The sequence below is a fragment of the Pseudomonas sp. GP01-A4 genome (assembly GCF_058780865.1).
The window spans coordinates 102201-114082 of the sequence record NZ_JBYSWF010000013.1 but is presented as its reverse complement, the minus strand read 5'-3'; the positions used below and the strand labels follow the sequence as shown (position 1 = coordinate 114082).

Below are 11882 nucleotides of genomic sequence, written 5' to 3'. Positions count from 1 at the left end.
GGATTCTAGGGGGTAGGGCGGTTTGACTCCACCTATGATGGTGATAGATAGCTGTGCGGTCGTTGGGGGGCATATCCGTTTCTGCGGTTACGGCGGCTTATGGTTTCGCTCTTACAGCGAGTCACTTTGCAAAAGCGTTCAAAAGTGAGCCGCTGTAAGAGCGGAACCAATACAAGCCATCACTCAAATAACGCATATACACACCAACCCAATAGCGCCCCCACACGATCGGCTATAGTGCCCGACGACTCTGGAAAGGGAGACCCTTCGTGCGAATTGCGCTTTTACTGTCAGCCTGGCTCATCTGCCTGGGCGCCCAAGCCGCCCCCGTGGATGTCGCAACCCTGGACCGCGGCACCTGGCCCGAACGCCTCAGCAGCCCCGCCCTGTTCGACGTCGCCTCACGCGCAGAAATCCTGATGTTCGCCCATACCCTGCTGGCCAGCGAAGCCCTCGACGAGCCCGCCCTCAAGCAGCGCCTGGGCCTGAAGATCATCAACCAGGCCTCGATCGACGACCTGCGCCGTCAACTCTGGCAACGGCTACTGGAAAACTACACCTTCGCCCAACAAAGCTGCGAACAGGACGCCTCCTTCTGCTACCTGGTGGAAAACATGGACGACCTGCGCGAACAAGCCGCCAAATTCGAAGTCAGCGACAACTCCTTCTATATAGGCTGGGCTGGCCCCAGCCGCGCATTCCACGAGCGCTACCTGGATGAACAGTTGCGCAAGGCCGCCCTGTTCCCCCAGATCAGCAGCGAAATCGCGCGCTTCGGCGACCACGAACGCAACGGCGACGAACTCAACGACCGGATGTTCCTGCTGACCTTCGACAGCGGACCGTCCCCGGTCAGCGGCAACACCGACTGGCTCACCGACTACCTGCGCAAACAGAAAATGCACGGCCTCTTCTTCGTGCTCGGCAACAGCCTGCAAACCCGCGTCGAGAAAAGTTCGGCCACCGATGTGCAGGCGCTGTACCAGGGCCAGTGCGTTGGCATCCAGGGCTGGCAGTACCGCTCCCATAGCCACTGGGTCGACTGGCAGTCGTCCATCACCCGCAGCGCCTCCCTGGCGCAAAACCTGATGCCGGAAAACTACCTGCCGCTGTTCCGCCCGCCGTACGGTCAGCGCCGGTCCGACAGCCAGGGATTTTTCCAGTCACAAGGCCTGCAAGTAGCCTTGTGGGACATCGACTCGGAAGACGAACCCGGCAAGCTCAAGGCTGATGAGTCGGCGAACCGCGTGCTCACACTGATGCTGTTGTGGCGGCGCGGGGTGATCGTCTTCCACGACACCCAGGACAAGGCGCGCATCGCTTTACCCTGGCTTTTACACGCCACGGCAGAAAGTGGACTCGGCTGGCAGGATTGCCGCGAAGCGTTTCGCTGAAAAAGCACGAAAAGCCCGGCCCTGTTGGGGCTGAGGTTTTTCAGGGGGGAATTTGAGAGGTATTTCGATACAGGCGGACTTCCGACTTTAACGGTGCAATGCCGGCGCGCCTAGTGCTATTCGTCATCCTGAAAAATAAACTTCAAAAAAGCGTCAAAGTGCTTTTTCCTGTCATGTGTTTTGCGGTATTACGAAGACAGACAGCCGAAACCTGCAACACAGGTGGCGTCTTCCAAGACACCTCTTGTGTGCACCGCACTTGACGCCCCTCAAGTGCGTTCGACGGTCGAATCGAGGCGCAGCACTGTCGCGGTATTGCGTCGACTGGCTCCCACAAAGGTGACCGAGTATGGATGATCATGGACGTAACCCTTCTTCCGACCAGCCAATCCTTTATGTGCTTGATACCAATGTACTGATTCACGATCCAAACGCACTGCTCAACTTCGAAGAACACCACGTCGCCATCCCGATGATCGTGCTTGAGGAGCTCGACAAACTCAAAAGCGGGCACCACAGCGTTGCCGCCGAATGCCGCCAGGCCATCCGCCTGATCGACAAGACCCTCGGCGAAGCCTCCCCCGACGATGTCGAGGTGGGCGTACCGATCCAGCGTGGCAAAGGCGGGCCCAAGGGCTTGCTGTCGATTCTGATGAACAAGCGCAGCGAGCCCAACAGCTTGCTGCCGGAGAATCTGAACGACAACAAAATCATCAACCAATTGATCGACCTGCACGCACGCGACAAGGACCTGCGCCTGGTGCTGGTGACCAAAGACATCAATATGCGCCTCAAGGCACGAGCGTGTGGGATCGCTGCCGAGGACTACAGTACCGACCAACTGGTTGACGACGTGTCAATGCTGTCTCGTGGTTATCACACCATGACCGGCTCGTTCTGGGATCGCGTCAGCAAGGTCGAAACCCGTCAGGACCATGGCCGCACCTGGCACCAGGTACAGCTGATCGACAACCTGCCGGCTGTGCACATCAACGAATTCATCATCGACGAACAGGGTTTTGTGGGCTGGATCAAAGAGATCCAGGTCGACAAGCTGCTGATCCTCGACCTGCATCAGGAACCCCTGTTGCACCAGGAAGCCTGGGGCCTGAAACCGCGTGATATCTACCAGAGCCTGGCGCTGTATGCCTTGCTTGATCCGGACATCCACCTGGTCAACCTGACCGGCGCCGCAGGTTCGGGGAAAACCATCCTCGCCCTGGCCGCCGCCATCGAACAGACCATGGTTACCAAACGCTATCGCCGCATCATCGCCACCCGCAGCGTGCAGGGCCTGGACCAGGAAATCGGTTTCCTGCCCGGCACCGAAGCGGAAAAAATGGAGCCGTGGCTGGGGGCGATCACCGACAACCTCGAAGCCTTGCACATGGATGACGAAAACACCCATGGCAGCGTCGACTACATCCTCAGCAAAGTGCCGTTGCAGTTCAAATCCCTCAACTACATTCGAGGTCGCAGCTTCCAGCAGAGCCTGATTTTGATCGATGAATGCCAGAACCTCACGCCGCACCAGATGAAAACCATCATCACCCGTGCCGGCGCCGGTTCCAAAGTGGTGTGCCTGGGCAACCTGGCACAGATCGACACCCCTTACCTGTCCGCGACCAGCTCCGGGCTGACTTACCTGACGGAACGCTTCAAGGACTTCCCGAACGGCGTGCACATCGCCTTGCAAGGTGTCCCTCGTTCGATTCTGGCCGAATACGCCGAATCTCACCTGTAACCACGGTCAATGTGGGAGCTGGCTTGCCTGCGATAGCATCACCTCGGTGTAACTGACATACCGAGGTGCCTGCATCGCGGGCAAGCCCGACTCCCCCAAAAGCCAGCTCCCACATTTGATCGGCGTTGGGTTTACAATCGGAGCTCCTGATCAGGAGTATCCCTGTGCTGACTCATCTCGATTCCCAAGGTCGCGCCCACATGGTCGACGTCACTGAAAAAGCCGTGACGTTCCGTGAAGCCGTGGCCGAAGCGCGGGTGCGCATGTTGCCCGAGACCCTGAAAATGATTGTCGACGGCGCCCACCCCAAGGGCGACGTGTTTGCCGTGGCCCGTATCGCCGGGATCCAGGCCGCAAAAAAAACCAGTGATCTCATTCCCCTGTGCCACCCGTTGATGCTCACCGGGGTCAAGGTCGAGCTCAGTGCCGATGGCCTGGACGCGGTGCGCATCGTCGCCCGCTGCAAACTCTCCGGGCAGACCGGCGTGGAGATGGAAGCGTTGACCGCGGCCAGTGTTGCCGCCCTGACGATCTACGACATGTGCAAGGCCGTGGACCGTGGCATGACCATCGAAACCATTCGGCTGCTGGAGAAACTCGGCGGCAAGAGCGGGCATTTCAAGGCGGACCAGGCATGAGCATCAACGTACTGTTTTTTGCGCGCTACAGCGAAGCGATTGGCCTGGACTCCCTGGAGATGGAAGGTGACTTCGCGACGGTCGACGCTGTACGCCAGGCATTGGCCGGTGACCCGGAATTCGCAGTGCTCAATGAGGCCAGCCTGATGTGCGCTCGTAACCAGGAACTGTGCGACCTTGAAGAGCCGCTGCAAGCTGGCGACGAAGTGGCATTCTTCCCGCCCGTGACCGGAGGCTGACCATGGCGATTCGGGTGCAGGCCGAGGCGTTTGATCCCGGCGCCGAGGTCAATGCGATGCATGCGGCCAATGTGGGCGTAGGCGCGGTGGTGAGTTTTGTCGGCTATGTGCGCGACTTCAATGATGGCCTGGATGTGGCAGGGATGTTCCTCGAACACTACCCGGGCATGACTGAAAAGGCCCTCGGCAAAATCGCCGTGGAGGCCGAGCAACGCTGGCCGCTGCTCAAGCTGGAAGTGTTGCATCGCATTGGCGCCCTGGAGCCGGGTGAGCCGATCGTGTTTGTTGCGGCGGCCAGTGCCCATCGTCAGGCGGCATTCGATGCCTGCGCCTTTGTGATGGACTACCTGAAGACGCGCGCTCCGTTCTGGAAGAAGGAAAACACCAGCGAAGGGCCGCGCTGGGTGGAAGGGCGCGACAGCGATCACGCAGCCGCTGACCGCTGGAAATAACGTGTGGCGAGGGGCTTGCTGTGGGGAGGGAGCTTGCTGTGGGGAGGGAGCTTGCTCCCGCTGGGCTGCGAAGCGGCCCCAAAAAAAGCGGGAGCGCTGCGCACTCCAGCGGGAGCAAGCTCCCTCGCCACAGCAAGCCCCTCGCCACAGCAAGCTCCCCCGCCACACAGGTCAGGTCGAGGTGTGCAGCCGGTGGGGCGACAGCATCGCTTCGGTCAACCCGAACGCCGCCAATGCATCCGGCAACGGCTTGCCGCGCACCAGCGCCGCACTGGCCTGGCCCATCGCTGGTGAGGTCTGAATCCCATAGCCGCCCTGAGCCGCAATCCAGAACAATCCCTCCACCTGTGGATCGAACCCGCAGACCAGATCACCATCGCTGACGAAACTGCGCAGCCCGGCCCAGGTCCGCGCAGGCCGGCGGATGCTCAGGGTGGTGGCTTCCTCGATGTGATAGATGCCGGTGGCGATGTCCAGCTCTTCCGGTTGCACGTCGTGGGGCTCCACCGGGTCGGCATTGGCCGGTGAGCCGAGGAACATGCCCGCGTCGGGTTTCATATAGAACGAACCATTGAGGGCCGCCAGCTCCGGCCATGCGTGGATGTTCAGCTCGGCGGGTGGAGAGAAGACGAACGCGCTACGACGTTTGGGTTGCAGGCCGATTTTCTGTGCACCGGCCAACTCGCCGATATGGTCGGCCCAGGCGCCGGCGGCGTTGATGATCACCGGGGCGCTGAAGTGTTGTTGGGCCGTGCGCACTTGCCACAGTCCCTGACCGTCGCGGGTCAGTTTCTGCACGTCACTGTCGGTGTGGATTTCTCCGCCATTGCGCCGAATGCCGCGCAGGTAACCTTGATAGAGCGCATCGGTATCGATGTCACACACGGTCGGGTCGTAGATCCCGCCATGGACTTTTTCCCGGCGCAGGATCGGCATCATGGCCATCGACTCCTCGACGTCGAGCAGTCGCGTTTCTGGCACAAGGGCTTTGGCACTTAGGTACTGGCGCTGCAACTCACCGGGGTCGCCAATCAAGTCCACCAGCAATTCGCCCCGTGGGGTGAGCAATGGGTGTTCGGCAAAGCCTGCGGGCGGCTGATCGAAGAAGGCGCGGCTGCCCAGCGTCAGTGCGCGGACCTGGGGCGTGCCATAGGCGGCGATGTACAGGGCGGCGGAACGGCCGGTGGAGTGGTAACCCGGCATCGACTCGCGTTCCAGCACGATGACGCGGGCATGGTGTGACAGCCAGTAGCCGGCGGATGCGCCGGCGATGCCACCGCCGATGATGAGGTAGTCGGCCTGGTTCATGTGTTCCTCCTGGATTTGAAAATGCTGAAACCAAATGTGCAGGCTTGCTTGCTCCTCCACAAGCCCGCTTTCACATTTATATTCAGCCTGGCGATAAAGCAGGAAATCGCTATTTCCTTTTGACCTGAAAATTCCGGAAAAACTGTTATTTCTAACAGTAGGCGGTCCCTTCTATAAAGCGCTTACTTGCATCAGGCCGGTACAAGATGTGGCGTTGATGATAACTGTTCTCTATGTTGGATAAGGAGAAGGAAATGAAAGCGGAAGATCCCAATGTTCGTTTAAAAACGTTTGATATTGAATTCCCTCGCGATGGTGGCAATGTAGTTAATAATGAGGTGTATCTGGGTGGCAAACAGCAATGTCAAGTCAATATAATTGTCCAAAAGGAGAGGAGAAACGCTGAAGGTATATGGGAGCTGGCAGCCTTTGAGGCGACGGAGCTTGAAAGTGCCACGGTGGTTGAGTATTCCACAAACCCAGAAGCGACAATTCCGGCCGGATGGTATTGTGATACAAAAAGGAACGAATTTAACATGGGTCGGTGGTCGGGGGTGCTTGAGGAACCCAGCATGGCTACAGCCCCTTCTAACCCTATTATTCAGCCGATGCCCGGTATTGGTCCGCTCGAAAATGAGAAGCGATACCTGAGGTGTGATCTGAGATCAACTGGTAATCAGCAGTTTATGGCAAAAATTACGGTGGGACGTAAAACATATACAACCAATATGGAGAGAGATAATGTTAATTATCAATCATCTGTCACTGTTAAGTGTCAAGAGCCCTATACATTGTCTGCTGAGCGGCTCGATCATTGGGCTGATACCGACGCCTTTTCAGTGCAGGGTGTGGATGTGGATATTTATTATTGGACGCCACCCCTTGGGTTGAGATTTGTCGAGAATATACCTCCGACTGATCCCGTAAAATTAAAAGATCCATCTGTTCAGGGGGATCACTTTGATATTTACTACACTCGGGACATTGGGCACGGTATTAGACAGATCGGCGGTGTCATACGGGGTAATACTGTTGGAAACATCACAATGAATAGCCTGCTGAAAAAATCTTCAGGGGGAAATGAACTAATTCCTGCGAACAAGCGCAATACCATCATGCGTGCTGCGCGAGTCAAGGCCTGGTTGAATAACCCCAACACCGATCAACAAGGGGCCAGTATTTGGACAATGGTCGATAGTTATGGCTGCTCGCATCACTATTACCTGACCGAGACCGACAATTACAATGTGATGGTGCTGCGCGCCACTTCAAAACCCTGACGTTCCAGGCATTTCATCCCCTCTCCAAGTGCGAAGCGGTGGACCTATGGACATCTATTCGAACGCGTTTAATTTCAGCGCCCACCTCGGCGGTTCGGTTGACCTGCGTACCGGGCAGTATGGGTGTCTGGTTCGTTTGGCAGTCTTGAGCCCAAAAGGGCCGTTAGAGATCAGCCGAGAGATTGCCTTGGCGTTCTCGATGATGGATACCCGCAACAGTGGCTACGGTAAAGGCTGGAGCTTGTCGAATACCGAATTTGACCCGAACAGCTTCAAGCTTACGCTACTCAACGGTGAACAATATCTAACCCAAGGGCTGCCCTCCGTAGGGGACAATGCTGTTATTACCGACCATAAGTTGAAGGACCTCACCATAAAACGGGTTGCGCAAAATACGCTGCACGTAATTTACAAGGATGGCACTGTCGAAATCCTGCGTCCCCTCAGCATTCCCGGTCCCTATAAGATCAGTGCCATCCAGTTCGAAAATGGCGAGCGGCTGACCTTCCGGTATGGCGGTAATAACTTATTGCAGAGCATTGTTGACGATAAAGAAACCGACCTGTTGATGTTGAAGTATTCCGCCGGATCGCTGGTAACCGCCGATACACTAATTGATGGTAATCGTTATGCCCGTACGCGATTTGAATATACTCATATCGACAATCAACTGACCAAGGTCACGGTTCCTTATGACTTGGCAGGGCCAGTCGCAAGTGAGGCCTATTCGTTTCAGTACCTCAGGTTGCCTGATGCAATGGTAGCTATTTCGCAGGTTATGACACCCATGGGGGGGCAGGAGATAATTCGGTATAACTCAAATGGGCATCAATACGATGCCCGTTTGTATATTCCGGTCGTCACCTACTGGGAGCAAAACCCCGGACGCGGGCAGCCCTCTGTCGTCCGCTCTTATAACTACAGTCCCAACCGTAACTTCACGGGATATCCTCTTAATGGCGGATTTCGCCAGGGCCAGGATAATTTGTATCGGGTGGATAGCGAGTACGCTTATTGGGCGGAAGAAACTTACGTTGATAATAATGGCAAGCCCCTGCGGTCTACCCGCGCCACTTATAATCGTTTTCACCTGTTGACTGAGGAATTAATGCTAGCCAATGGCAGCCAGGTCAAAACCGAGACTGTCTACAATGAAGTTCGGGGCATCCAGTTTCCAAATCAGCCCGCCAATCTCCAACTTCCGAGCCGCATCACCAAGACCTTTGAGCTGTATCCCCAGGGTGGCAAACCCCCAAGGGCGGAAGTGGTCAGTATCACCACCGATGACTTCGGCAACGAACTAAGCCGCACCGAGGCCTCCGGCGTACGCACCGAATACACTTATTACCCGGTGACCGGCGAGCCCCGAAGATGCCCTGCCGACCCCCATGGACTCTTTCAACGTTACCTGAAGCTGGAAAAGCTTTTCCCGGCCAGATCGACCACTGCGGCTCGGACCACTGAACATTCCCACACCGACGTCTCGATAACGGGGGGCGGCTACTTCGTCATGCCGCTTGCCATCAACCTTGAAGGGGGCACCCATACGTCTTATACCTATCATTCTGTGGCCGCCAACACCGCCCTGCATGGTCGCTTGAAAAGCTCCACGACGACGATCGACAAACTCTCTCTGGTCTCCGATTTCACCTGCACCTTCAATGGCGACTCGATCACCGAAGTCCGGAGCTTGAAGGGGCGTGAGCCTGGTCAATGGCTCGAGTCCGCGCGCACGTGGTCACTGACCAATCAGCGTCTGCTCGACATGACACGTGATGCCGTCGGCAGCCTGGCGATGACGTACGATGTCAGTGGGCGGCTGACATCGGAAACCGCCGCGCCAGGCACGCTCCAGATGGCCCGACGTCGTTATGCCTATCACTTTTCGGCCGGGGCCAAGATGGCCCATTTGGTCACCACGGATGCACAAGGCACCGTGCTCTTCACGTATTTCGATGGCATGGGACGCCAGCTCTCTGCTGCGCAATCGCTTGATGGCATCGCGGACAATGACAGGCTTCTGGGTTCCTGGGCGTACGACGCACTCGGGCGGCTCGTGAAGCAAACCCGTCTGGATTATCTGGGTGATGGGCCGCGTACATTGAAAACCAGCCACGCCTATAACATTTGGGGCAACCCGTGGACGGTAACTCAACCCGATGGTCGGGTATTGATCGATGAATATGACCCGCTCCTCAACCGCCGGGTGACGGGGGTGCAAGGTGACGCGCAACTGGAAACCTGGTTCAACGAACACAATCAACCGGCACGGGTTGAGCGGGTGAGCGTTGGCGGTGCGCGCATTGTGGTGGAAACCCGTACTTATGACGGGCTGGGCCGCTGCACGGAGCGCATCGATGCCAGGAAGACCAAGACTGAATACGCCTATGACATTTTTGATCGTGTGGTGCGCAGCCTGGAAACCCCCTCCGACGGAACGCCGCCCTGTGAGCGGTTGACGACGTATGCGCTTGGCACCAGCGAGCCAATGGTGCGCACCCTCACCGTAGACAGCAAGCTGCTTGGCACGCGTGAATACGACAGCCTGGGCCGCGTCATTTCCCAAGCGCGTGGCAACGCAACAGCCACGACCTGGGAGTACAAGCCCAACCAGGTTGCGCCAGTGGCGGTGACTTCGCCGCGCGGTGACCGCCAGGAGTACCGGTATGACCTCGAGCTGGAAACATTGACGGGCGTCCAGATGGCAGGGCATGCGCCGATAGACCTTGAGTACGACCCCATCAGTGGCGCGATGCGACAATCCCTTACAGCCGGGCTCAAGCATGAGATGAGTTACGACGAGAACGGCTATCTCGCCAAGGAAGTTCAGACGCTGGGCAGTCAGGCATTGACTAGCCTGACCAGCTACTCACCGGGTGGGCGGCTGTTGCGGCATACCTCGGCGGATGGGCAGCGCAGTGACCTGAAATATGACCTGTTCGGACGCCTCCAACAGACAACCACCGGTTTTATCGGCACGATCCAGGCTTACGACAGCCTGGGGCGCCCATCGGCGCGAACCCTCAGTTACCAATTCATGCGTCTTACCGACTCGGTGGTCTATGACGCATGGGGGCGTGAGTCAGAACGTAAGCTGGATCAGTTCGGTGCGCTACTGCAGAACATCGTCAGCACCTATTACGACGATGGCCTGCTGGCCACTCGCACGTTGAAAGATGCGAATGACGTCGTGGTCACGGGCGAGACGTTCACTTACGATGGTTATTCGCGGCTCAAATCCTATGTGTGCGACGGCACGCAATTCCCCATGGATCGATTGGGTCGGGCGATCAAGCAGCAGCATTTCAGTTACGACGGTCTCGATAATATGACCGAAGTGCAGACGACATTTACCGATGGCGATAGCGACCGTAGCGAGCGTTTTTTCCAGGGTCAAGATCCTGCTTGCCTGACGCGCGTAACCCACACTAACCCGGTGCAAAACCTGACCCTGAGCTATGACGCCTCCGGTAATTTGCAGCAGGGCACCTCCAGCCGCAGCTTTGCGTACAACGGTTTTGACCAGCTCACTGGTGTGCAGGTCGACGCCCTCAGGTACAGCTATCAATACGACGGCGAAGCACGCCAGGTGCTTGCTGCGCGAGGCAACGAAGCCCCCGTGATGCTGGCCTATGCCGGGGATCGGCTCGACACGCTGGTGGAGGGCAGTAAACGGGTGCATTACGTGCGCGACGGCGACCAGGTGCTGGCCTACCGTGATCACGGTAATCGCGAGCAACTACTGGTCAATGACGGCGCTGGCAGTGTCCGCGGTGTGGTGGCGCCGGGCATGGAGCAGGTGCGCCGGCAGTACGCGCCCTACGGTGACGCCAGGATCGCCTTGGCAGATGGTACGCCTCCTTCGATGGTCCATCTGCAACTGCCCGCATACAACGGCGAACGGCTGGACGTACCGGTCAACCTCTATCACCTGGGTAATGGGCGCCGTGCCTATGATCCCGAACTCATGGTGTTTCTCTCTCCTGATCCCCTCAGTCCTTTTGACGAGGGCGGGATCAACAGCTACGCCTATTGTGGCGGTGACCCGGTGAATTGGTCGGACCCCAGCGGCCTCTTCAGTTTTCCAACATGGGCCCGGTGGGCACTGACCGGTGTTGCACTGGGCATGTCGGTGGTCACCGCTGGGCTTGCAACTGCGGGCTTGCTCGCTGCCATCAGCGCTCAAGCCGCTGTACTGACCATTGCCGGCAAGAGTGCGCTGTTGGCGGCCTCAGGCGCGGCCTCGGTAGGTGGGACGTTGGGGATTGCCGCACTGAGCGTTGAGGCGGTCGACAATCAGATGGGCTGGGATCGCTCCAGTCAAATCAACGTCCTGAACTGGGCATCGCTGACCTTTGCAGCGGTGGGTGTCGCGGCCAGTTTAGGGGGCGCAGGCATAGCGGCGACGGGCGCTTCCCGGGCGGTTGAAGTCGCCGCAAGCCCGGCGGTCCGAAGCTTCAGTCTATTGAGTTCCCAAGCAAGGGCCGGATTGCAGGCCGCTGGCAAGTTGCTGACCGGTGCTTCTTACAAGTTCTTCAATGACATTACGCTGCCAAGCCAAGCCTGGGGGGTGACGCGTTTTGGCTTGCGCGTGGTCAATCTGTACCGCTCGGTCGACGGTCGGATCAGAAAGCGCCAGCCGGCAGCGCCTATCGGGGGCGATGCCGAGAACTTGCAGCAGCCACTGGGGCAGCCGCAACCCCAGCCTCAGGCCCATCGCCTTGTCGATATGTCAGGCAGCAGCTTCACTTTCCATGAGGCCTTTTCGCAGGAGGCCTCGCGTGTTCGCCAACCCATCCTGGCCGAATGGAATTCGGCCTGAGGTCT

Annotated in this window: 8 protein-coding genes; 7 read left to right on the top strand and 1 reads right to left on the bottom strand. The window is 57.9% G+C overall.

Going from position 1 to position 11882, the window contains the following annotated elements:
• The first annotated feature begins 269 nt into the window (after positions 1-269).
• The 5 genes from AC3WKX_RS10875 (at position 270) to moaE (ending at position 4467) form a co-directional block, all read left to right on the top strand.
• A complete protein-coding gene (locus AC3WKX_RS10875) occupies positions 270-1394 on the top strand; it encodes a polysaccharide deacetylase family protein (protein WP_102605029.1) in 1125 nt (374 codons plus the stop codon).
• A 349-nt stretch (positions 1395-1743) separates the two neighbouring features.
• Entirely contained in the window at positions 1744-3138 is a 1395-nt protein-coding gene (locus AC3WKX_RS10870) for a PhoH family protein (RefSeq protein WP_008435664.1), read from the top strand.
• 164 nt (positions 3139-3302) lie between these two features.
• The gene (gene moaC, locus AC3WKX_RS10865; RefSeq protein WP_008435663.1) at positions 3303-3776 is read left to right on the top strand and encodes a cyclic pyranopterin monophosphate synthase MoaC; all 474 of its coding nucleotides are present in this window, start codon (positions 3303-3305) and stop codon (positions 3774-3776) included.
• Entirely contained in the window at positions 3773-4015 is a 243-nt protein-coding gene (gene moaD, locus AC3WKX_RS10860; RefSeq protein WP_003216306.1) for a molybdopterin converting factor subunit 1, read from the top strand. Before moaC ends, moaD begins: the two co-directional genes overlap by 4 nt.
• A gap of 2 nt (positions 4016-4017) precedes the next feature.
• Positions 4018-4467 (top strand): molybdopterin synthase catalytic subunit MoaE, encoded by a 450-nt coding sequence (gene moaE, locus AC3WKX_RS10855; RefSeq protein ID WP_087692831.1) that lies wholly within the window; start codon positions 4018-4020, stop codon positions 4465-4467.
• Between the two features lie 171 nt (positions 4468-4638).
• Here the strand turns inward: moaE and AC3WKX_RS10850 are convergent, their stop codons facing one another.
• Positions 4639-5775: an NAD(P)/FAD-dependent oxidoreductase gene (locus tag AC3WKX_RS10850; protein WP_102605028.1), complete on the bottom strand. Its 1137-nt coding sequence runs from the start codon at positions 5773-5775 to the stop codon at positions 4639-4641.
• 254 nt (positions 5776-6029) lie between these two features.
• Between AC3WKX_RS10850 and AC3WKX_RS10845 the strand changes: the two genes are divergently transcribed.
• Complete coding sequence (locus AC3WKX_RS10845) at positions 6030-7055, top strand: hypothetical protein (protein ID WP_032899432.1); 1026 nt, start codon at positions 6030-6032, stop codon at positions 7053-7055.
• A 46-nt stretch (positions 7056-7101) separates the two neighbouring features.
• On the top strand, positions 7102-11877 hold the full coding sequence (locus AC3WKX_RS10840; RefSeq protein ID WP_102605027.1) for an RHS repeat domain-containing protein: 4776 nt from the start codon (positions 7102-7104) through the stop codon (positions 11875-11877).
• Positions 11878-11882 lie beyond the last annotated feature (5 nt).

Excerpts from the sequence above, each read along its gene's own strand:
- AC3WKX_RS10870 (WP_008435664.1), top strand. The coding sequence starts at position 1,744 with ATGGATGATCATGGACGTAACCCTTCTTCCGACCAGCCAATCCTTTAT.
- moaD (WP_003216306.1), top strand. The coding sequence starts at position 3,773 with ATGAGCATCAACGTACTGTTTTTTGCGCGCTACAGCGAAGCGATTGGC.
- moaE (WP_087692831.1), top strand. The coding sequence starts at position 4,018 with ATGGCGATTCGGGTGCAGGCCGAGGCGTTTGATCCCGGCGCCGAGGTC.
- AC3WKX_RS10850 (WP_102605028.1), bottom strand. The coding sequence starts at position 5,775 with ATGAACCAGGCCGACTACCTCATCATCGGCGGTGGCATCGCCGGCGCA.
- AC3WKX_RS10845 (WP_032899432.1), top strand. The coding sequence starts at position 6,030 with ATGAAAGCGGAAGATCCCAATGTTCGTTTAAAAACGTTTGATATTGAA.
- AC3WKX_RS10840 (WP_102605027.1), top strand. The coding sequence starts at position 7,102 with ATGGACATCTATTCGAACGCGTTTAATTTCAGCGCCCACCTCGGCGGT.